The organism is Chitinophaga oryziterrae, assembly GCF_009758125.1.
Taxonomy (GTDB): Bacteria; Bacteroidota; Bacteroidia; order Chitinophagales; family Chitinophagaceae; genus Chitinophaga; species Chitinophaga oryziterrae.
In genome coordinates this window covers 511,219-535,040 of record NZ_WRXO01000001.1, presented here as the reverse complement: position 1 = coordinate 535,040, position 23,822 = coordinate 511,219, and the positions used below count along the sequence as shown (strand labels likewise).

The 23,822-nt window shown below is 39.9% G+C and carries 17 protein-coding genes; 10 read left to right on the top strand and 7 right to left on the bottom strand.

Annotation, left to right across the window (positions count from 1 at the left end; genetic code table 11):
• The first annotated feature begins 641 nt into the window (after window positions 1-641).
• Window positions 642-1,598 (top strand): hypothetical protein, encoded by a 957-nt coding sequence (locus GO495_RS02220; protein WP_157298068.1) that lies wholly within the window; start codon window positions 642-644, stop codon window positions 1,596-1,598.
• Window position 1,599: 1 nt separating this feature from the next.
• The gene (locus GO495_RS02215) at window positions 1,600-1,917 is read left to right on the top strand and encodes a hypothetical protein (RefSeq protein ID WP_157298067.1); all 318 of its coding nucleotides are present in this window, start codon (window positions 1,600-1,602) and stop codon (window positions 1,915-1,917) included.
• Window positions 1,918-1,990: 73 nt separating this feature from the next.
• On the opposite strand, the gene GO495_RS02210 is transcribed toward GO495_RS02215, so the two are convergent.
• The 3 genes from GO495_RS02210 to GO495_RS02200 form a co-directional block, all read right to left on the bottom strand.
• Window positions 1,991-2,995 carry a phosphotransferase enzyme family protein gene (locus tag GO495_RS02210; RefSeq protein WP_157298066.1) on the bottom strand — a complete coding sequence of 335 codons (1,005 nt, stop codon included), beginning with the start codon at window positions 2,993-2,995 and terminating at the stop codon, window positions 1,991-1,993.
• A gap of 1,113 nt (window positions 2,996-4,108) precedes the next feature.
• Window positions 4,109-4,327 (bottom strand): hypothetical protein, encoded by a 219-nt coding sequence (locus GO495_RS02205; RefSeq protein ID WP_157298065.1) that lies wholly within the window; start codon window positions 4,325-4,327, stop codon window positions 4,109-4,111.
• 53 nt (window positions 4,328-4,380) lie between these two features.
• Entirely contained in the window at window positions 4,381-5,991 is a 1,611-nt protein-coding gene (locus tag GO495_RS02200) for a putative phage abortive infection protein (RefSeq protein ID WP_170302618.1), read from the bottom strand.
• Window positions 5,992-6,141: 150 nt separating this feature from the next.
• On the opposite strand from GO495_RS02200, the gene GO495_RS02195 reads away from it, so the two are divergent.
• Window positions 6,142-7,338 (top strand): hypothetical protein, encoded by a 1,197-nt coding sequence (locus GO495_RS02195; protein ID WP_157298063.1) that lies wholly within the window; start codon window positions 6,142-6,144, stop codon window positions 7,336-7,338.
• A gap of 656 nt (window positions 7,339-7,994) precedes the next feature.
• Window positions 7,995-8,930, top strand: a complete 936-nt coding sequence (locus GO495_RS02190) for a hypothetical protein (protein ID WP_157298062.1) — start codon at window positions 7,995-7,997, stop codon at window positions 8,928-8,930.
• Between the two features lie 772 nt (window positions 8,931-9,702).
• On the opposite strand, the gene GO495_RS02185 is transcribed toward GO495_RS02190, so the two are convergent.
• From GO495_RS02185 to GO495_RS02175, 3 genes are all read right to left on the bottom strand, one after another.
• The gene (locus tag GO495_RS02185) at window positions 9,703-10,407 is read right to left on the bottom strand and encodes a hypothetical protein (protein WP_157298061.1); all 705 of its coding nucleotides are present in this window, start codon (window positions 10,405-10,407) and stop codon (window positions 9,703-9,705) included.
• On the bottom strand, window positions 10,346-16,603 hold the full coding sequence (locus tag GO495_RS02180) for an ATP-binding protein (protein ID WP_157298060.1): 6,258 nt from the start codon (window positions 16,601-16,603) through the stop codon (window positions 10,346-10,348). The genes GO495_RS02185 and GO495_RS02180 overlap by 62 nt, the downstream gene beginning before the upstream one ends.
• Window positions 16,604-17,156: 553 nt before the next feature.
• The gene (locus tag GO495_RS02175) at window positions 17,157-17,363 is read right to left on the bottom strand and encodes a helix-turn-helix transcriptional regulator (protein WP_149694600.1); all 207 of its coding nucleotides are present in this window, start codon (window positions 17,361-17,363) and stop codon (window positions 17,157-17,159) included.
• 528 nt (window positions 17,364-17,891) lie between these two features.
• Between GO495_RS02175 and GO495_RS02170 the strand changes: the two genes are divergently transcribed.
• The 5 genes from GO495_RS02170 to GO495_RS02150 all read left to right on the top strand — a co-directional run bounded on the left by GO495_RS02170 (window position 17,892) and on the right by GO495_RS02150 (window position 22,172).
• On the top strand, window positions 17,892-18,623 hold the full coding sequence (locus GO495_RS02170) for a sensor histidine kinase (RefSeq protein WP_157298059.1): 732 nt from the start codon (window positions 17,892-17,894) through the stop codon (window positions 18,621-18,623).
• Between the two features lie 34 nt (window positions 18,624-18,657).
• The gene (locus tag GO495_RS02165) at window positions 18,658-19,563 is read left to right on the top strand and encodes a HEPN domain-containing protein (RefSeq protein WP_157298058.1); all 906 of its coding nucleotides are present in this window, start codon (window positions 18,658-18,660) and stop codon (window positions 19,561-19,563) included.
• Window positions 19,560-19,835, top strand: a complete 276-nt coding sequence (locus tag GO495_RS02160) for a helix-turn-helix domain-containing protein (protein WP_157298057.1) — start codon at window positions 19,560-19,562, stop codon at window positions 19,833-19,835. Before GO495_RS02165 ends, GO495_RS02160 begins: the two co-directional genes overlap by 4 nt.
• A gap of 488 nt (window positions 19,836-20,323) precedes the next feature.
• Window positions 20,324-20,590 (top strand): hypothetical protein, encoded by a 267-nt coding sequence (locus GO495_RS02155; RefSeq protein ID WP_157298056.1) that lies wholly within the window; start codon window positions 20,324-20,326, stop codon window positions 20,588-20,590.
• Complete coding sequence (locus tag GO495_RS02150; protein WP_157298055.1) at window positions 20,532-22,172, top strand: recombinase family protein; 1,641 nt, start codon at window positions 20,532-20,534, stop codon at window positions 22,170-22,172. Before GO495_RS02155 ends, GO495_RS02150 begins: the two co-directional genes overlap by 59 nt.
• Here the strand turns inward: GO495_RS02150 and GO495_RS02145 are convergent.
• Window positions 22,146-22,898, bottom strand: coding sequence for an XRE family transcriptional regulator (locus GO495_RS02145; RefSeq protein WP_089779385.1), 753 nt, complete (start codon window positions 22,896-22,898; stop codon window positions 22,146-22,148). The genes GO495_RS02150 and GO495_RS02145 overlap by 27 nt on opposite strands.
• A 434-nt stretch (window positions 22,899-23,332) precedes the next feature.
• On the opposite strand from GO495_RS02145, the gene GO495_RS02140 reads away from it, so the two are divergent.
• Window positions 23,333-23,794, top strand: coding sequence for a hypothetical protein (locus GO495_RS02140; RefSeq protein ID WP_157298054.1), 462 nt, complete (start codon window positions 23,333-23,335; stop codon window positions 23,792-23,794).
• Window positions 23,795-23,822: the final 28 nt, after the last annotated feature.

The window sequence follows — 23,822 nt, the reverse complement described above, 5'->3', positions numbered from 1 at the left end:
GCTCATGCAGGGTATCCATTTGCCTTTCCCACTAACTGAACAAAAGCACCTGGAGTACATCTGTGTTAGCTGCTTCGATAAAAGGTAAATGATTGTACATACCTAGTTCTCTACATGCTGTTTCCATATTGCAGGGGCAAAGGTATTTATTTCCATTAAAATTCTTTGCAGCCCTTTCGGGTAAGTTATTGATGCAGCTTTGTAAGAGTAGTAGAAGATGTATGGAAAATGCCTGATACATGTTATCTGGTACAGTTACAGGGAAAAAAGTTCTAAACTTATTGTTATTTAATTTGTTATACAATGTGTTGCCTCTGCTATTTATTAGAAACCTCTTAATTATTAGTTTTTGCAAAATGAAGCTATGTTTTATTATTTGACTACCTAATAGATTAATTACAGTGTACCATGCACTTCTGTAATTAAGGTTAGTAATCAATAATATGACCTGAAAGCAACAAAAAAGGATAACCAATTTTCTGCAGTTGAGCTTTATGGGTAGTAGTCGATCTGTTGGTTGGTGAAAATAAATAAGAATTCGGCAGCATCTTCCTTAGCTGCAATAAGGATCGCTTGCGATCTAACTCAAAATCAAATCTTCTTACTTAGTTACTGTTAATATTTAATTTCACAAATGAATAATGGCAAAAGCAACAAGAATAAAAAAGATTGATTTGGAAAAATCACTGATGCTCCGGATACAAGGAGAAGCAGGAAAGTATAATACATTGCCATGGGATATGTTAAAGAAGGTAGGTGATTCATTGCAGGAATTGATAAGATCAATAGCAAAAAATGAAATTAATAATGACCAGGCTATTGATTTGGCAAATTTCGATATTGAACTTGCAGATTTCTTTAAAGGAAGCGCTGTTCCTAATTTTAAGCTGACTCCGCGAGTTAAACCAACTGTAAGTGATGTTTATGCTCAAAGAGAAGTGGTTAGCAGGCGCTTTTCTGTGTTGATGAATATTGCTGGCAGCGGTAGCTACTTGGAATTAAAGAAGCAATATACAAGTATAGTAGTTCGGAATGATATTGCAGAGAAAGTGTATGATTTTGTTTCCAGTTTTGGTAATTCTCCTGTTGAGATTGTTAACAAAAAAGGAAAGGGATTTTCGTCACTATATTCGATCAAAAAATTTAATCCCAAAATAAAAGAGGAACTTATAAGTAAGGTAGTAGAGTTGGAATTACCCAATTCAGCCGATGAATTATTAAATGGTGTGGCAACTGTGAAAGTGAAAAAAAATAAAAAAGGAAAATTAGTGCCAAAAATTTCTGAATATTACATTTCTAAAGAAGCCAGCTTGTCATTTGCTCCGGATATTATTAATGTGCCAGGGAGGCAGTATATATTGGATTTTCCTTTACGATCTTCCCTAAGTAAGGAAGATGGACATTTTATTATTGAATGCGAAATGCTGGATATTGTAGCAACTGGGCAAACTGAGGAGGAAGCTGAGAATATTTTTAATCAAGAATTTGATTATATATATACGCGTTATAATTCACTTCCAGAAAATCAACTATCAGTTCGCCTGCTCAAGGTAAAGAAATTTATCAATCTTCTCGTTAAACAAGTTATTGAAGTATAATATGTCTATATTAGATCCTAAAAGCACAATTTCAAATCTTTGTAAAAAAGGATTTGTAAAAGTTGATTCCCATCACCATGTCCTAGAATTTTGGTATGAAGAGAAGATGATTTTACACACTAGGACTAGTCATAATAATCAGGATATTAATGATTATCTTATTTCTCAAATGAGCAAACAATGCAAATTGTCAAAAAAACAATTTATGGATTTGGCGAATTGCCCATTATCTCATGATGAGTATGTGAAGATATTAAAACAAAATGGTCTAATTATATCTTCAAGTGCAGTGCTGGCCGGAGATAAAAAGGAGAATTGATGATTCAGAAGGTGTGATGTGTAAAAGTTAAAATTTGATAATACAGCTTTGTGTCCCTGGTTCAAACTTAATCTTACAAATCGCCCTCTTTGTTCCAATAAGTGGCGACCATATGTTTTAAAAGTCCGGTGTAAGCCTTTACCTGTGAAGGCTGGCTAAAAGCATAGAATTGGTCGTGAGTAGTATGAAAGCCCATGTAGAAAAGCCAGAATCCCAGAGAAAGGTAAGGTACGACAACCAATTCCTGATCATTTATAGGACGGTGTGTTCGATATCCATCCAGAAAAATGGAATAGGCGTCATCGGCATCCTGCTGCGTCATCCTTCCAGTATATACATCCAGGATAAGGTGTTGCCAAAAGGACATAATATCGTTCGCCAACCAGCCATAGCCCATAAAATCAAAGTCAAAAAAGGTAATCAAATCACCTTCAAAGTGAAAGTTTTTGGGGAGGAAGTCAAAGTGACAATAGCCTTTTGAGAAGTTGGATGTATTTAATTGCGACAACTTGTTCTCTACCTGCCTCGCCGCCTGTAGCAGCCAGCCATGCCCTTCAGGATCTTCTGCAAAAACGGGTTTCAACATTTCCAGGGGTTTAAATAGGGTTGTTTTGAGATCAAGATTCCACCTTTTTTCTCCCAGTCTGATTTCAGACGATACATTATGAAAGCGGGCCATTTCATGGCCCAGGAGACGAAGTTGATCTTTATTCAGCAGCTTTACAGCCTGGCCGGGTGCATAGCTAAATAGCACCGCATGCCTTTCTCCTTCAACTGCTTCAAACTGCTGAATAGCCTCTCCCCAAATATCGAAAATAGGATAAGACACGGATACATTCGCCTGCTTCAACGCCAAAAGCAATTCCACTTCCTCTTTTATTTGAGGCAAACTTCGATGTGATGAGCGATAAACCCGAAGTATAAAGCGGGCTTCGGATGATTGAACCAAGTAGGTATCACCTACTCCCCGAACCAAAAGTTGACATTTAACACTGCCTACTCCGTATTTTTCCTGGATCACCGAGGATAGCGCTATAGGGCAAAGGGTAGAGTAAGTTGCAGGGAAGACTGGTTTCATGTGATAAAGATATGATACCAAATATTTATTGTAAAATAAACTCGTAACCACCAGCAATCAATTGTCCGATTAAGTAGTAGCTATTACAAATCCAACTCTGTGATCCCACGGCGACTCACTAATGAAATGGTGCATGCGGTTATAGTCAACATCTGTTGTCTGTTCTGTCAGTCGCTCTATATTTCTTTTACGGCTTTGAAACAAGCTTCTGATATATTCAATCCCAAAATCCATCTTATCGTGAGTAAGGGTTTTAAAGACGGAACGGTTTCGCCGAATATATTTTTCAAGCCGATTGTTGTCGGCTGGTTGTGTCGGCGTTTGACCATGTTCTATATTTATATCATTGATTTACATTCTGCTAAGGTCTGATTTTTTCCCTATTTTAACATGCCAAAGTAGAATTAATAAGATATGTTTAATGGGATAAACAAAATAAATAATAACATGTATTAGCGAAACTGGGCACCTATTCTTTTGCCCAGTACAATATTTTCAATAAGCTCTCATATTGTGATTTGACAAAATCGGTAACACTTTCTGAATATTTCTCTGCCGTAGGTGTTACATTGATCACCAATGTCATCACGAAGGGATCTTCAACATTAAAGTGCAGAATTTGCTAGGGGCTATTTAAGCCGATTATTCCTCCATAAAAAACACCCGCCGGATTTCAGCTAAATTTGCTGCGGATCGTTGTTGTTCAACAACAAGTTCCTAAAGCTTTTGTAGAATGATGCTCCGGTCATGATCGCATATTCGTAGTAACCCTTTTGAATATTGAGAGACTCGATGGCTGACTGAATATCCTTGTTACCGAGTAAAAGAGTATAAAATTCTGTGAAGTTCGCAAGCAATGTTCTATTGGGAATTGGGTTTTTCGGGCCTACAATCGCCCACACTGGCGTTAGTTGGTAAAATCAAACATTTTGAAGCCATAGATGCCTTTGCAGACAGCAAGGGTTAAGAGCAATTAATTTTTCATTGAAATATTGATTGGCTCGAGAAGACTAGCGAGTTCGTCCCATTCTACCAATTCACCGCTGACTAAGCCAAGGCCATTATGGTTTACATGGATTTCGAAGTGAAGGATCGGCATATGTTCCCGCTTATTTACGCCTCAACGAGTTCCTTCAACAGAGAAAAGAAGTCGTGACGGTTGTCAGGGATTTTAAAGTATGCTAAAATTCCATCCCGGCCGCAAAACCGGGCGATGATGTCCTCATATAATTTCTGGCCAGTTTGTGGCTCCTCTATAGGCAACGACTGTACAACAATCAATGCATTATATTCTAAGTTGACTTTTATCAGGTAGTCCTGGTCTCTATTCATATTTGGCGTATACTTACTTGAAAACATTATTGCAATAGATTTTTTGCATTGACCTATTGATGATATTTATTTAAAATATTATCAATATTCCCTTGTTGCTCAAACATTTTTTTGCCATTCTCTCTTTTGTACATATTCACCATCGCTTCTTCATAAAACTCTGTTGGTTTTTTACCTAGAGTGGCAAGATCAAGGGGTACATTTTTAATGAACCGGTATTGGGTGAAAAGCTGGCTCCATTCTTCTTCGAACCACGTGGTCCCATTATAGAAAAGCATAAGTTGCTCATGATCGCTAAGCTGGGCTCTTAATGTTTTTAGATAGTTAAATTTCTCTTTTTCTCCTATTAAAGATGTGTCTCGAATATATTCAGCTGTCTGGAACAAATGTCTATAATAATGACCGAGTTTGTCGGAATGTCCTCCACATGGTTCAAAGTCTTGTTCCCGATACCATTCATCGAATTCAGGAATGCCTTGTGCAACACTATAGCCACTTTGAAAAAGGCCCAGGCGGATTGAAACTGCATTCTTATAAAATGCCTCTTCTTCAGTATTAAAGTCGTCCAGGTAACTAGCTTCATTTGCCAACCCATAATAGAAGGCAGGATATGCGATATTAAGAAGATTTACATTTTTGAGAGTTACACCGGTTTCCTGTTCTGTTTTGATTTTTGCTTCCTCTATGATGGCATAAATCATTTTGAGTTCCGCGAACATGGAAAAAAAGCAGCGCCTTCCTTTGGTCAACTGGTTGCGCAGATCCATTTCATTAACGTTTTCTTTATGGAGACGTAAAAGCTCAAAGAAGCGGCTTTCAAATCGCTCTCGATTGGCTTGTTTTTTCTGTTTTTTACTGGCATCGCGTTGTTCGGACATCGTCTGGTTGAATTGTCTTGCCTGTGCCCTAAAGGACGCTTCAAACTGCTCACGTTGGAGGAGATTGGCGCGGTATTGCACCATAAATGCCAGAAATGTAAGGATCGCTGCTATCAAAGCAATCCAAGGGCCGATCAACCCACCATAAGTATCGCCAATTACACCTGTCTTTGAGAATTTGTTATAGTAGTCATCACCCATTCGTAACATTCGATCCGGAGCTTCCATAATCCATATAGAAGCTCCAATGATTAGCATACCAAGGACAATAAAAATAATAGCATGCCAAATATTTCGCGTCCTTCTGCGGTTCTCATAAAAAAGATCTTCGGCCAGTTCTACAGCTTTCGGATCTTCAAGCCGGGATGTCATTTTTTGGCCGGCATTTTTAGTAGCTAACCATGCCCGTATTCCCCCAACGACGAGCGTAAGAACAATGCCGACAAGCAGGGAGATCAGTGGTAACCAATCGGTGAATAAGATGCTTTCTTTGTAATCTGTTTCCTTTCTTCGAATTCTTCTTGTAGAATCCCTTGACGAAAGCATCACTTCTTCAGCTCTTGCCTTTAGGTTAATTTTACCGGGGGCTATCTTATTTAGTGCCAGTTTTATGCTGTCAGCGTGGATAAGAAGGTAGTGAGATTGGTCTCTGGTAGCCCCGACAGGCACTTGTTGCGATGAAGCAAAGGATGGGACTAATATTACAATGTAAATGAGAAAATATTTCATAAGTATTAGAGAATAAACGAAAATACGGGAAAATTGTTCGTAATGTAATTGAGCCAAATGAAAAACTTAATAGATTTTGGCTGATATCCTCAACAAGCAATAGAGATTTTCCAAATTTCGAAGCCGGAAGGACAATTATTAGATTAATAGGTTACCTTTTTCCGCATAAAGTAACATACTACTGTTAAGGTCTAACATATTAGGAAAATGTCGAGTAATAATAGCGTGTGTATTTATTGCAGATTAAGGCCAGCTGGAAATTCGGAACATGTATTCCCGAAAGGGCTTGGAGGCCAGGATATCTACATGAGTAACATTTGTGACTTTTGTAATAACTACTTTTCGGGGCTTGAAGGGGAGCTGTTCCGGAATTCGCCGATTGCTTTGATGCGTAGTTCAGAGAATGTGTCCGGGTACGGCGGAAAGAAGCTGCGCGAAGGAGCGCTGACCTTTCCAGAAATGTTTCAGTACGTGGAGGCAGACAACGTAATTTATGAAATTGGTGTAGTACAGAGTACTCGAGGTTATACTCGGCCGCAGCTTATTCAGATACAGGGAGACATTTACGCTGAAGGGGCAAATCAGGGTGAAATGACAAAATTTATTACGGCAATTGAGAAATGGCGGCAGAATTGTGGTATCGTTGTGACTTACGTCAGCGAAGATAAACCGCCGACTTTAGGGATTGTTACTTTCAAATTGATTGATGGGCGGTATATATCGGAGATCGGCACCGCCCCCAAAGTAAAAGATGGGATTTCACTTATTCTTTTGCAGCCAGGTCATGAGTATTGGGAGGCCTTTGAGCCAAGGCTATTTTTTAGTGAAGAGCAACGACTAGTCTTACGATCAAGATCAAAGCAAGAGGCTTTGAAATTCCTTTGGCGGCTGCTCGATGGGTTTACTAAAGATAAGATGTACATCAAATCTTTTTCCGGGAAGGGAACAAAGGACAGGCTCAAACTTACAATGAAGGTTAATGTTGAGAAGATGCAGCAAGCTTTGGTAAAGATAGGTCTGAATGCTTTGCTGTTTTACTACCCTACGTCTAGCAAATCTCCAATGATTGACCCGGCGATTGAATACGTTATGAAAGGAGGAACCACATCCGGTTTGAAGATGGCCTTCGGTACGCCAATGGAGATGCTTGATACCGGCGAATGTAAACACCTTATAGTATTTACACAGTTAGAAGGTTATACACAAGTAAGGGTTAGCTTGTTTACGGGGGGATTTATTTTCGAGTTCTATCTGGATAATCTGATAATTTCTGACCAGAAAAGCCATTCCGCTATACTCCTGGTCGACTATAAGAACAGACGGCAAAAATTTTATGCAGATATGGCTGAGTTTATCGTTGATAATCTGCATTTGGGTGGAGAGCGCAGCCCTTCGGGTTTTTAGTGGTGGACGCTTGGGGAGTTACGAGAGCTGGAATGTATCATCGATTTATTTTCTGGAATATTTAAGGATAGAATAAGCTTTACCTGTCATAGCTAGCTCAATAGGTTTTGATCCTTCTGGTAGGGGGCGAAAAGCATGCACCAGCTGTAGCTTTTGCTAGTCCGGAATTTAGTTTACAGGGTAAAACAACCATTTATCAGAAAATCCGACAAGATTCGAGTATCTTTTTGAGAAAGCAAGCATTTCCGTGTAAATGAGGGAGAGTGAATTTTTGAGTGGCTGTATATTGACTTCTTATTTAATCATATGAGACATGAAGTCCAACGTCAGTTACTCACAAAGCCCTCAATCGAGGAAGCAAAACAAATCCCCCAGGCAGATCAATACGCTTATACAGACAAGGAAATTACCATAATAATAAACTTCATAGATCGTTTGGCTGCTACTGAGCTAAATATCTATGAACAATTACGATACAGGCGTAAAAGACATACTTTTTCAGTTGATGAAAATATTACATTTCAACCAGTTCTACCAGCATTGGAGGGCGCCGCCATACGATAACTGATTTTTCCGAAGGTGATTTTATTACTGTTTCAAAGGTGCACGTTGCCCTTGTGAAGGTTTGAGTAATTTTTTAATTTAATATTTTTCAAATGGGTAACGACAAAAAAATATTACTGGACATTCAGGATAGGCAGAAGACTTTTGAGTCTATTGCTAATCGACTGGAACTGTTAGACGAAGGTTTTCGAGCTCTTTATGCAGATTATTCGCATCATATAGAAGTTACAAATGGTAAACAACATGATATACTCAGGCTAAAGGAGAATATAGACTACAGGCTGTTTAGCTCTAAATTTCATCTTGAACTTTTGTTGAGGCAACATTTTGCAATTGAGGGTAGAATACAAGAAATTTTTCGAGATGATCCGGGGAAAGTTTTAAACCCCGTCTATCCTTCACATCCCTTATTTGATTATTGTGAAAGAGAAATAACGTCAGTATTTGATAGTATTATATTCCATTTAGCATCAGTTTATGACTATTTAAGTGCCGCCATAAACTTCATTTGTAATAAAAAAGATAAGTCGATAACGAAATGGTCACAACTGGCTAAGTCATGCAGGGACAGAGAAAATACTTATTCCGGGAAAAAGATTGCATCAGTTATTATTTCTGAGAATGAAAATTTCGTTGATAAGCTATATAGATATCGTTCGAGGGTTATTCATGAAAGGAGTGAGATAAATGCTATTTCACTTAGTTTGAAAATCGCTTCCAGCAAAGCTGTTGTGAAATTCATATCCACTGATGGTTTGATCAAGTCTTTTCCCAGTTTAAAGGAAAAGGCGAAAACTCATAACTTAACGGTGGCATTTACATCAGAATGGCTGATTCATGCTACCATTGATTCTATTGTAAACATTCTTTTTTCAATGAAAGAGGAAATGGAACAAATGTCTACTTTTCCTGATCACATTGCAGATGCCGATTTTATCCTTTTGTATACTGATCCTAAAACAGGACATGCTGGGCCTGCTTCTAAACCATTGTGGGAGAATCTAAAAAATAATATTAATAAGCGCTGAGGTATTGGAAATGCGACCTGTTAAGCGACTATTTCAAAAAGTGGGTAAGTTTTAAAAATCGAGGTTGGTAAAAATTAGATTTAACCGAAGATAGTCAAAAACTGATGGAGGATTTATATAGTAAGAGCCCAGGATTAAAGTTAGATAAAACAAAACAGCCGGAGATATAAAACCGGGTATTCCCTCATTGGATTGCCTTCTCGCCGATTCTGGAGTTGATGCCTGTGAGTCCGGTTTTCATGTATATGATTCTATTCAACTTATCTTAGGGAACTGCAGGATAAACAAGTATGTTCCAGCCTTTATTTTTCAAGTCCATGATCTGCAATTTGGACAAGAGAGTAACGTCGGAGACACAAAGTTTTTTTATACCTGAAAGATCATATAATTTCGGTTTATGGAGTCAACCATGTAATTTCTTCTCTATACTTTTCGGGCAAACAATGCTAGTCAACTATCACCAGTCAGGGCCGGCGACCTAGCTTGCCATTATTTCTCCCGTCAAATATCTGTATATCTCCCACCAGCTGTAAAGGATCTTCCTTTACAGCTGGTGGGTTAAGAGAGTTTCCGGAATTGACAGAAGCTTTAACCTGGCAGATAACAAACAGTAGCGTTACAGGGTATTGCACACAACGGCCTGAATAAATGAAGATAAGGATATTGAGTTCATCGTCTCTTGAAGTTCAAGGCAATCACCCAACGTACGGAGTGTACAAGATTATATCTATTCCAATTTAAATCATTTTTTAAATTTACTATATTCCCATTATCACTTATAAAATGACGACAACTGCTGTTTCAGATCCTGCAATAGTTGTTCATTTACTTTAGCCAGTCCTTCCATCAATCCGATATCTCTTTTCAACCTTTCAATTTCATATCTACTATAGGCGCCCTCTCTTTGTTGACTGTCTTGCTCTTCTGGATCACCAGCAAGCATTTGCAGCACCTGGATATCAACACTGTCAGGTATTGTTTCACTTGCGTTCAGAAATTGGCGAGTATGTTCATCATCTACAAGTTGCGCTGCCCGGTGTGACAGTTGTTTGATACAGGCCTTGGGGCCTTTATCGACAGCTGTAATTGCATTCGCATACTTCTGACCTTCGTCTTCTTCGGGTTCCTGAAGCTTTTTAGATACCCAATCAACGTCGAAGTATATAGAATAAAATGGCTGGCTGGCATCGGGCTCTAGTCTTTCCAGGACGGCGAGTATATGATCAAAATTTCTGAGCGGCTGTTTCCCTTCCGGATAATGCCACCGCTGTTCCCATAAGTTTAAAATGAGTTCAAAACATTCTTTACGCAATGCTTCTCTGTGCTCAACTGTGGTAACGGATTCCAACAATGTCATCTTTTCCGCCAGATAATGAGCCATCCAGCGGGAAAGCATATCGTTGTCATCATCGGCATCAAGCTGTTTCACAATCAGTTTCCCCAGTGTAAGTATCTGTTGTTGTTCTAAGTATTCCATCTTGAGAAAGTATAAAAATCTTTGCTAATGGTGATCTGTATTCTGCTTCGGAGGTCCTATACTCTCGGAGCGTATCTTTTCTAATTTCCACCTCGAATATGATATCGCATGCAAAAGTTTGACATACAAGCTGCAAAAAGGGAATGGAAGCCCTCAAACGCATCCCCGACTGACTGGGCTCTTTATCTCTCGTATCACGCCCACTACTCCATGCCTCGCAATAAAGAACTAACTCCCCAGTAGTTGGATCATGCCATTGGTGCTCTTTCTTTCCTGGAACTAATGCACAGGCAGTTATGATACTATCCGCCAATTGAAAGAATGGGTAATCTATATGATCTGCATACGGATCCTGTTCATCGATACCTTTCGAAATATTTCGGTCCAATATCCATCCTTTTAGAGAGAATGGCTCTGCATTGAAATCCATCGGGCTATCCTCATAAGCTGGAAGATGATAAAGATATGGGTTTGAATAAGTTGATAACGCCCTCATGAGCGCAGAGGATGTTTTGGGTGATACCAGCGCAGATGTAATGGATACCGATTGAGAGAAGGATTCAAAGCCTTCCTTCCATCCAGCTTTTACATTCAGCCATACGTCGTTCAAGTCCCCTCCTTTTATGCAGGTGACAAACTCCGTTTCCAACACATGGCCGAGCCAACGTTCGCTCGGCTTAGCTTCTAAGACAGTTTTTATAGGTAACGCCGTTCTGCCATCTGCAAGCCAACTACCGTTATTTCGCGTTAGCCAATGATGAGATAACCAATCGAGCCAGGTATCGCCATCGTATTCCTCTTTAACTACAGGCATCGTTTTGAGTAATTTGGCGGCTACAACTAACATTGAATGATACGATAGATAAAATGAAAGTGTGTCCGTCCGCGGGTATTCGCCATGGTGATGCCACACCTCTTCCTGATAAGAATGAGACTTCCAAACTAACCTACGAGGATCATCTTGAAAAGCCTTTTCATCACCCTTTGCCCAGTCGTTGATAATAACTTCTGTTGCTATTTGTTCCACCTGGGCTTCGGAGATGCAGAAAACATCTGCCAGTGGATCGAACCAGTATCTATCGAAGTCCCAATCAAAGTCAAATTTTAATGTTGTGTCAATGCTACCTTCTTGATGCAAAACGCTTTCGGTCATATAACCGCGCTCTACTATTTTGACTTCTACAGGTTTTCCAACATCGTTCAAGGACTGTAGCACAGGCAGGTCTATACTCCCCGGGAAGTACATTTCTAATGTTAACGCAGTATCTTTTGCAGCAGTTTGGATTAATATATGCTCCTGTGTAAGAGCTATATTTGAAAATATGCTGACATGCTGCTTAAGTTGGGCCGGGTATTTATGACTAATGCTGGCAAAAGCCATCAGTAGAAATTGCTTGGCATGTAAATGATAAAAAATGTAACCTTGCCCACCAAATGCACCGATGTTTTCCCCTGGGAGACATTGTATCAATTCTTCCAATTCGCTGGTGCAATTGAAATCAGCCAGTGTCCGCACGCAGTGGGCTGCACACCATCGCTCACTGGATTTTGGTGATCCCAGTACAGACCATATTAAATTAGCAATATTTCGTATGGGCGTACTATGAGGATACAACCATTCCGCCCATGGCCCATCTCCAAATTCTGCTTCCATATGCAATTCAAACCGCTCCAGGCAATAAGAGGCAACCTGTACAGCCTGTTGGGCTTCCAGCAAGGGAGTTATGACCTCAACGAAACCAAACAGCACGGTAGCATCATCCATTTCGGTTCCTGCTGCCATCCCATTTATTATACCAATTCTCAAATGCGCCTTTAATTCATCTGTAAGGGCTAACTCGCGGACAAATGACTTGAAAGCATAATTACTACATAGTTCTCGCGCATAACAACTACCACATTCTTGAATCAGTTGTTCCCATTTGTTTTTGAAGCTCACTCTTTTTTTCCAAGCCGTTGGAATGCCTGATAAAAATACTGATATCTCATAATAGTTGACGTCATCAGATTCCAACAGTATTTTGCTAACATCCCATAACTGCGTTTCTTTAATTCGGTTTATCAGTTCTTTATAAAAATCCGCTGGTGAAGTATAATTATTAGTTTCTTCCGCCGTTTCGTTTATACTTAGAAACCAGTCCAGTAATTCTGAGCTATTCTTAATTTCTACCCCCGAAAACACCTTATTCCAGTAATCCTTATTCGCATTCTCTTGGGCATCGTTTTGTCTAACATCGCTTGTAGTAAATACTCTAGGAGACTTTTGTTTTACAAAGTCTGTAACAGTCAAATTACATTTTTCTCCCAACATCAACATTTTCTGCCACAATTTTTCATTGGCGCCTTGTCGTGCTAGCTGTTCTATTGCATCATCATATATCTGTTGCTTTACGGCAGGCAAAAGATCCTGGCTCAGGCAAATGCCAAGATACTTTTCGATATCATAACCTGGAAGCAGACGGACCAATGACCAGCCTGTTACCGGAGCCATATATCCAGACTGTGTTAATTGTTTTAATAATGACATTAAATTATAGGGAAACCCGTATACGGCTCTATCCCTCCACCTGCTTAAGGCAGCGATAGCAATATCAGGCGAAATTTTTGCGCAAATACGCACTGCATCACTTCTGTCCCAGTGTTTCTCTCGACTGACATTGGCGCCAACAAGTTCCGCGCAACGAATAAACCGGTATGCCAGCTCGTGCATATGGTAATTTGTAGCCGATTGTTCGGCAACTTTACTTAGCGCTTCCCAACGCTGAATTAGTTCTTCACCAAACTTGGAAACGCTGGTTACCGCCTCGTTAAAATAAATGCCTGCATCATCAACGGATGTATTGACAACTGCACGGGCCAACGTTAGGTAATCGTCGGATATTTCATTGGGTCCTCGATCGTGCCCGGTTTTGAGCATTTCAAAGGTAGACAATTCCATTTCCTGAACAACATTACTAAGATGTGGTAACCGGTTGGCAGCATGAATGGTCTGTAATCGTATTTTAATATCAAATGCCGTTGCGTGTTGAAGAAATTTCTGATAAAATTGAAAAATCTCTTCTGATCGCCCCTGTTTAAAGTTTACTAAAATGTTAGATTGGACTGTAGCAATTTCCGTAGGCAGTGTATCATAGCTTCGGTAGCGATGCTCGATCCCTTTTTTTGACGCCGAATCCACATCAGTAACTAGCTCCAATACAGCAGTATTCGACTCATTAATTAACTGGGCTCTAAGGATGTACCAAGGCATTAGACCGTCAACTAACTCTGTAAACTCACCATAAGTCTGGCTATCGTACCCATCCATTTTCTGTAACCATTCCACTGGCTGGAGGTCTCTACTTGATATTGTTGAAATCTGTGACAATATACTCCTAATAGCTACTGCTTTAAAAAATACTGTTCTATCGTGTGTGTAGCTAGCACTGGCGACCATTGTGGAGGCTCTTGTAGGGACATATGCGCGCAAAACCCATAGTATTTTAACACTGGAAAGATGTGCCGCAAGGCAAGCTTCTAGAAAAGAAACAATTGCAGGCACGATTCTGTCACGGATAACAAAACCTGGTTTAATAATTCTTGTTGCTGAATGGCACAGCAGGTCTAAACAAGGAATTAGAGCGACCGGTTCTGGCTGGTGACCTAAGTCCATTAGCACTGCTGTAATCGCCACCGTGATATACGGTTCGCGTTCACAATAGAGAATTAATTCTTCTATTTCTGTATACCGCTCAAGGTCAATCAACTTTTTGGCCAAATCTTGCGATATTTGGAAACGGGCTTGCTCCGGAGTGATGCCGGATAAAAAATTCCAGCACGCATTAACACCATGAATATTCAAATACGCATAAGCAATTTCGAGTATATCCTTTTCTGAGACTTCCTGCTCTCGATTATATCCATCATCTTTGTCTCCGACTTGTTCATAGTGAATTTTCAACCACCCGCGCGCCGCCCGTAGAAAACCTGAAGCTTCACCGTGAAACTCCTTAATGCCTGACAACAGTGCTGCTGCATACACATTCTCGGAGCCGTTCCATGCGCCTCGCAACAATCGCTTAAACGCAATTTCCTGTATCTTCTCTTTGCTCTGTAGGCATACTAGCAAATCAATATTGTCACGCATGAGGAGGAATTGACGGTGATCCCCAGCCACTTCCTCACCCGCACGCATCGCCAACTTAGGAGCATCCTGATAGCGAGATAGCCTTAAAGCAGCCTTAAACGCGAATTGTAGACGATAAACACGCACATTTCGTGTATCAATTGGATTAGCCAAAGGCAGATATTGATCAGAGAGCGCTACTTCAATCAGTTTGCTATATTGCTTGGCGTTCAGGTATAGTTGCGGCAAAACGCTGGCGACGTAGGTGAATTGAGTGGCTATCGGCTCAAGTAACTGTACATACATCTCGTATGCTTTTGGGTCAGCCGTGAATGAGTTACGAAACCATGTTTCGGTTGGCTCATCCCTGAACTGCACGGAGCTATCTGTAATCCACAGAGGCCTTCCTATATCGGCAACAAAGCTGCGTATATCCTGCACGCCAATTCCAGAAACCGTGGCCAAAACTTCTATAGGAATATATGGAGGAAGACTGGCAAGCCCTAGACAAATCGCATTGACATTCTCATGGTACTGATGCGGCAGGCTATTTTTCAGCCTGCCAATGGCCTGATGCAATTGGTGGGCGATCTGTTCATCTACTGATACACCCGAGGGGCCAAGCGATTTAAGCAACGCATCCACACTTTCGAATCCTGTCTCTAAGGCATTGGCCTGCACACGCGGATTTCCAGATGTTAAACGATGAAATTCAGCGCCTTCAATTTCCTCGCAATCGGGAAACTGTTTCCGCAAATTTTGCAGAGATTCTGCCTGACTAAAGGAAACAAGTGATAATAAATGTATGGAATTTCCAGGCTGCAGCAAATGCACACGTTCAGTTCGACAAGAAAAAACCAACTTACATCCATCCGGCAAAACTTCTCTAAGTAGCTCCTTAGCAAAGCATGAGTCTCCAAGTTCACTGGCTGCCATTTCAGCATTGTCGGCAGCATCGAAGATAATAACCAGTTGTGCTTCTTTATGAGATCTACGCAGTGACAAAACGCTCACCTCTATTCTGGCAATAAAGGTTCTCATAATGTCTTTATCCTGACTACCGGAATGAACAATCATTGGAGCGCATAATCCGTGTGAAGCCAGTTCATTGGCGACCTGTACCAGTGCATCGCGATGTCTGTGCCGAGATGTACTCCGATTCCTGTAACCACCCGCGCCAAAGCAGTCATAGGCAATCCCAAACCAACCTTCGGGCAACATACGCAATAACTGTTGACAAAATACAGATTTTCCGATCCCTCCACCCGCATGGATGACTATTGGTTCGGAAGCCATTTGGATTTGAGGGATCAGTGCACTATATGCCTCCCTAACAATGATATTTTCGATAAGACTGAATACGGCAGGTGCAGGATACAGATCCCGCTCAGAGGTCACGCCGAATCTCAACAGTACATCCTCCCTTTTTATAATACCATCGGAGTCGGGCATTACCTTGTCTTGCATCAGTGTTGTCAGGTTGTTCATTTGCGCATTTTCAATACTACCTACTATGAGCTGATTCATCTCTATTCTCAGTTCATCCCGTTGCACGTTATAATTTCCATGACCATCTTCCAATCGCAACCTGCTACAAAACCTTCGCAAATCATCTTCGTTTAGCCCTTCGCCATATCTCCGTATGGCTTTTATAGTACGAAAATTAACGGTACGCCCCTCCGATATTGCCGTAATGTTATTCTTTACTGCAACCTCAATCGGTCTGTTAGTTAGAATCGTAAAGGTGATGTTACTTGGAATGATGTCGCCGTTAACAAGATGTTGTGCAAATTTTTTTGCAAAGCCGGTTAACGTTTTACTAAAATCTCCGAGTGTAAAAGGAGACTCAATCTGTACAGTAGTATGTTTGAGCTGATAATAGTGTACGTGTTCTACACCGTTAATAGTGGAATACTCAGCGAGATCAATGACATATTCCCCTTGGTGCACGGTTTCGGATGGCATTGCGCCTTCAATGACAATGCTATGTAAGACGGCATTTGGATAAATCAGGTGTAGACAACGTCTAGCAGCCCATCGATAGTGAAAAACATCTCCTGCTCTGGAGTAGGCAACTAAATCATTTGACATAACAACGTATCAGTTGATGAAAAAGCTGAACTAGTCTTTATATAGGTATTGCATAAAAATGATGCTCCAATTGTTCTCTACATGTATACGACCCACGAGTGCCTTGACACATAAGATACAATTATTTTCGGACCACATTTAGCTGCAATCTAATAATCATGACTTAGTTAATATTGAAACTTCCCAATAATCAATAAAATAAATTAGGCTCAGATTATAAAATACAACTTTTGCTATTGACAACAAGGGGTTGGTGGTCAATAACAATTTTATATATCGACTAAACATCGCCATCAAGAATTTCAATGCCCATTAGATTCTAAAAATTAGGAGGTAGAAAGTCATCCCATACTATTGAACGCAGTTTTGCTTTTCATCTCATAAACAGAGATGGCATGAAGAAATTCCATTTTTAATTAGTTTTTCATATACCATTTGGAACTAATGATTTTATTTAAATAATACAATACATATTTAGAATTCTAAATAAACAGACAATAATTTTGAAGGATAGCATAATATGTAATACCAATAGCCTTAAATAGCATTTAATTTAATCTTGATCAACTAACAACGTTGATGCCTTGACCCCCAGAAATTTCGCAATCTTAAACAACGTCGCTATATTGGGCTGACTATCATTAGTACACCAACGTGAAACCGTCTCGGGTTTATTTTTCAAGTAGGTCGCTAATTCCTTATTAGTCTTTTTCTTCTCGACCAGCACAATTTTTATCCTATTATATTCAACTTTTTTCATTTGCTATTAGGCTATAAGCAAATTTAACTAACTGATTTTTAGTCATTAAAGTGACTTTATTATCATTATAGTGATTTTATTAATCAAATAAATAACAATAAAATCAATAAATATGACTATTATTGTTATAAATAATAATAAAAAAGAAATATTCGCCTGTTTACTTAATTGAAAAAACAATAATATGAATATCGTTCTATTGAATAACACTTGTTAAAAAAGAAGTGTAATTTGCGAACACATAAAATATTATAAGCGTGTTTGCTTTATGTTCGGTGCTGAAAACTACGACCTTTCAACGACTCCGGATAGTAAGGTAAATCGCTCACATCACTGGTGTGGGCGTTCTTATTTGGAGTCACGGGGTGTCGTAGCCCTTCAGCACCAGTGAGAATAGCCTGCACCTTTTATTTTTGCCCGTTCCCACCCTGGATACTTCTCCAACAATTCCCAAGTATTTATCCTCTTCAAATTATCCCTCAAATGGGATACGGCAAATCTATGTCATTTACTCTCTAAATCCTTTTTATGTTAGCAGTACCCAACAACCCATCTAAAGCTATCCCTGCGGCTGATAGTCAAACAATGCAAACCTTTATGGGAATGCTTGCCCATGAGATGCGAACTCAGATAGCCGGTATCTGTACAGCAAGTAATCTACTCTTGCATGAGACAGAGAGCCGAAAGAATAAGAACTTCTATCTATCACACATTAAGTCAATGAGTATAAATGTCTTGCATGTTTTAAATAATATGATGGCAACAAGTACCATTGAAGATGGGAAACTGGCAATAAAGGCGTTACCGAAACGTATCCAAATTCGCGATTGGTTAAAGGAGCAGATTCTACAATATAAGCTCATTACCGCCATCCGTTCCGTAAAAATCAAAACCAATTTTCGACGTAACGTACCAGAATACATTACAACAGATGAAGTAAAGCTGGGGCAAATTTTAAAGAATTTAATAGACAATGCTTTGAAATTTGCCCCGGCTAACACGAATATTTGCATTTACATCTGTTCCCTGAGAGAAGACCGTTTGTTTCTCCAAATATCTGATTCTGGTCAAGGTATTCCCGCTGATAAGATTCCCTTTTTATTTCAACCGTTTCAATCTATTGATGAAGGGTTAGGTGGTATGGGATTGGGGCTATACATCAGTAAGTTATATGCCGCATCATTAGGAGGAGACCTTATGCTTGCTAAGAGCGATACCAGTGGCACCTCCTTTTTAGTCCTGATAAATACACAAGGATAAGCCTAACTCAATAACTAAAATTTAACTCTTTTATATGGATGCAACGGCTTTACAACATCTGCCCAAACAACAGGTAGCACAACTTGTACAGTTAATACAGAGGATAGTGCAAGCTATTTATCCAGTCAAAATTATATGTTATGGTTATCGCACCTGCACTATGGATGACTGGAGTTGTTTTTTTGATGGAGATACCCACAATAAAAGGATAAATCCTACCTATGACTTTTTGATTATAACGAATGACGAAGAAAAAAGAGCCCATTATGAAATAATTGAAATTGCAGAACAACAAGCGTTCCCAATGGGTTGTGATACCACTATTATTGTGCAACAACTGAACGAGGCTAACAAAGCATTGGAAAATGGTAGCCGTTTTATTTCTACTGTGTATCGTAAGGGCGTAATGCTATATAATGGTAACGGTTTACCCTTATCTACGCCTCCCGACGAATCAGATATATCTGTGTTGAAAAATTTATTGGAAGATAATTGGCACAGACGTTTTGGTATGTCACGTCGCTTTTTAAAGACAGCAAATTATTGTTTTGACAATGGTTGGAATGAACAGACAATCTTTGACTTACACCAGTCAGTAGAACATGCCTGTGTCGCAATAATAAGGGTATATACGGGCTTCCGGCCAACAACACATAATCTTTCCCGCTTATTGGACTTAATATGTAATTTCTCCCAGGAACTGGTAACGCTCTTTCCCCGCCAGACAAAAGAGGAAACAGACCTCTTTAATACATTGAACAGGGCTTATTCAGAGGCTCGATACAATGAGAAGTACACAGTAACTACTGAGATTGCGAAAATATTACTAGGTAGGGTCACGACTTTATTAGACTTGGCTGAAAAGTTTTACGACAGGAAGCAGCTTAGCCTGGAATCCAGTCAACCTATTAGCTTCCCTTTAAAAATAAATAATAAATGAGCCAGTCTGAATTTAATAAAAGTAATCTTAAGCAGAAATTGGACAATTTCCTGCAATGTATCGGGAAGGAAATGTCTGAATTGCGGAAAAGCCATAATAAAAGTTTAAAGACGGTCGCGAAGGCTACAAAAATGTCTCCCGGTATAATCAGTAAAGTGGAAAAGGGCCAATACGATAACCTTTGTTTAACAAGACTGCTCCGACTTTGTAAGTATTATGAGGTGCAGATAGCAGATGTAATAACGCGTGGTGAGAAATGTAATACTATTTAAACCTGCTTTCAAATGAAATTGAATAGAACGTAAATATTTTCAAAGATTTTCAACAGGTAATCAATGTGTAATCAATATGTAGGCCAATAGGTACACCTGGGTGGAGTCTCGTCCGGCTATAGGTTTACACCCTTGGTTAGATAATCCTGGTTTTAGTTTACAGTTTTGTCAATCCTGTTATTAGTTTACATTTCAAACATACGGCTAATTATTCGGTAACTATGTTTTTACACAATTTCTCATTATTCTGCACAACTGCGCACAAGTCTGCACAATTCTACATAAGTCTGCATAACTGGTAATTGGGCTTATTAGGCTGTAATATATTGCAGTAAAATAAATCTCATGTTGACAGTAGGCAGTAAATTTTGCATAAAACAACATTTCTTTGCAACTTTTGGAAACATTCGTACACGTTCGGGCACGATTGAGCACAAGTGTGAAAGTGAAATTTTACGTTGTTATATCTTCGTTTTATATCCAATTATATGAAACATGAAATCCAACGTCAGTTACCCGCTAAGCCATCTATGGAGGTATCCAAACGCTTACTGCAAGCAGATAAATATGATTATACAGATGAAGAAGTCTCCCTGATAATTGACTTCTTACATCGTTTAGCAGCTATTGATCTTAACATTTACGAAGACGCAATAAGAAAAGATACGCCAGTCATTCAAATTAAAGAGTATAAAGATGATCACTCAGCGAAAAGCATTCCTATATCCCAGGGTCAGCACAGACGAACAGGCTGACGGTTATAGCCTTGCCCATCAGGAAGATGTATTGATACGTTACTGTGAAAAAGAGAATATACAAGTCGTCGGTATTTACCGGGAGGATCACTCTGCCAAAACATTTGACAGACCTGAATTTCAGAAGATGTTGAATGTGGTAAGCAAGAATAAAGGCATTGTTAATTTGATTCTGTTCTCCAAGTGGGATCGGTTCTCTCGTAATGTAGCAGCAGCCTATGAAATGATAGGCAAGTTAAAGAAGTATGCTGTAGAACCCCAGTCTATTGAGCAGCCTTTAGATATGGAGATTCCAGAGAGTAAGATCATGCTGGCTATCTACCTGACTACACCCGAAGTAGAAAACGACAGGAGAGCATTAAATACCTTACATGGTATGCGACGGGCAAAGAAGGATGGCCGTTACCTGGGCATTGCACCAATAGGATATAATAATGGCAGGGATGCCCATAATAAACCTTTCCTCATTCCTAATGAAAAGGCGGCAACCGTGCTATGGGCATTTGAGGAACTATCAAGAGGTATATGGGATATAGATGCTCTCAGACGTATGGTAAACCGTATGGGGATTAAGGTTGGTCGTAGTCAGTTCTGGAGCTTAGTACGTAACCCTGTCTATTGTGGTAAAGTGTTTCTGGCTGCTTATAAGAACGAAGCCGCACATTGTGTAAAGGGTATTCATCAATCAATTGTATCGGAAGAGTTATTTGATGATGTGCAGGACGTATTAAAAGGTAAGAAGCGTAAGGTAAGAGTAAACTCCTTTACAGAGATTGATGAATACCTGCCACTTAGAGGTTTCTTGACTTGTCAGCGCTGCGGTAAGCCATTAAGTGGTAGTGGCTCCCGTGGTAACGGAGGAGTATATTACTATTATCATTGTCAATCAGTGAAATTATGTAAAGAGCGTTTCCGGGCTGAAACCGCCAACGAGGCGTTTGTAAAACAATTAAGCCAGATCGCAGCTAATGCTCCGATCATTGACTATTACTGTCAATTGATACGCACCTCTCTACAGAAAGATAATAAGAGGCAAGAGCAGGAATTAAAAGAGATACAGACCGAAATAGATAAGTTCTACCACAGAATACAAAACGCCCGGTCTATGAGGCTAGACGATGAATTTACAGCAGAAGAATTTAAAGACATAAAGACTGACCTTTTAAAAAAGATAGAAGCGCTTGAAAAGGAGAAAACGAAGTTACTATCCGCCAAAGATGATTACCAGGAATATCTGGCCCAAGGAGGGGAGATCATGAAAAACATAGCCACCCGCTATATCGCAGCTTCCCCAATCGGCAAAAAACAAATCATTGGTTCGATCTTCCCGGAAAAACTGATTTTCTCAGAAAACAAACTTCGAACCGCAGAACCGAATGTAATATTAGAATTGATAAGCAGGCCCGTAGCGGGCTCAGAAGAAGACAAAAAAAGAAAGGTCGGAGAATTCTCCGACCTTTCCACTAGTGTGCCCAGTACCGGATTCGAACCTGCACTTTTAATCTGGTATAAAATAATTTCAATAGGAGTTTTATTCACAAAACAAATAAATGATCTAATTCTTAATCCGCTTCTTCAGTAAACTTACCTGATCCTGTAAATGGCTGACCATATCTGCCAGGTGGTTTACGCTAAGGCGGCTCTGCTGCCCTGATTTGCTGATGACAGCATCTGACTGCCAGAGTTCCAGTACCTCGTCCATACCCACCGCATAAGGCTCAAACTGGGGGTTATCGGATACCAGGGTGATCTTTCCTTTAGTACGGTTACTCTTGAGGATACGTTTGTACACAATCCCTTCACGGGTAGTTACCACCACATACGCCTCGTTATTGCGGATCTCTTCCCATCCATCTACCTTATGACAAACGATCACAGAACCGGAAGGTGTAGGTAACATAGAGTCTCCGGCTATTTCAAAAGCACGGTAACTGCCTGCACCCATCATCGGTAAGGTAAATGTGTTCAGTTCCTCAATGAACTCATCATCATTATATCCCGCCAGGTAACCTGCAGCTGCTTTTACCGGTACAAACTCTATCTGCTGCCTGTCGTTAGACATTTTCAGCTGACGGCGCTTTTCCAGAAAATTTTCTTTCTGAGATCCCACATCCCGACGTAATAAATCGTCAATGGATACACGGAACATATCACTTACCAGTTCCAGTACTTCCGTACGCGGCTCTGCACGCTCTTCTTCATAAGCTCCAAGCAGGGAACGTTTAATCCCTAATTTATCAGCAAACTCTTGCTGAGTCCATCCTTTCTGCTTACGCAGGAACTTCAAATTGCGGCACACTACTGACATAATCTAAATATTTTAGTACATTACTAACAAAATTAGCATATAATTTTGGTAATAACCAAATATATTCCGGTTGGGTAGTACATCAGTTTGATTTATTAACCCCATCCGGGAGAGTTATGGAATTGAACATACGTTGAACATAGGTCGAACATACTTTGATCGTTTCTGAAGCATCATCAAAGTATGTTCAATCTATCTTCTGGCTATGTTCAAAGTATGTTCAACTCTCTAACTCTCCCCGAAGACATTCTTAAGAAGTATAAGTCCTGAATAGTACGGAGAGGGAAGCCATTATATCATGGCAAAACAGGTATACTATTCAAAAATCAACTGATTTACAATTATTTGGGATATACTTTCACGAAAAATCAAAACGGGTGCACTACCTTCGGTCAGGTGACTTATTTTTGCGCGGTAAATCCAACTCAATATTTATGCATAACACTTTGTTACTTATTCACTCGCTGTTAAGATGGGCTATTTTGCTGGCCGGCATCTGGGCCGTTCTTCGTGCTTTTATGGGCGTTAGCGGTAAAACACCTTTTACAGGCGCTGATAAAAAAGCAGGTCTTTTCTATATGATCTTCTTTGACCTGCAGTTAGTCGTGGGCCTGGTGCTTTACTTTGTAACCAGCCCCGTAGTACAAACGGCATTGCAGAATATGAAATTTGCGATGAAAGATAGTGTACTCCGCTTTTATGCTGTAGAACACATTACAATGGCAGTCATTGCCTTTGTACTGGTGCATATTGGCTATTCCAAAGTGAAAAAAGCATCTACTGATGCACAGAAACACAAAACTGCTCTCATATTTTTCGGCATTGCGCTGATCCTGGTATTCCTGCTTGTTCCATGGCCGTTCCGTATGGCAGGTGCAGGCAGAGGCTGGCTGTAATAAACCAGCACTAAAAGGGTGTATACTT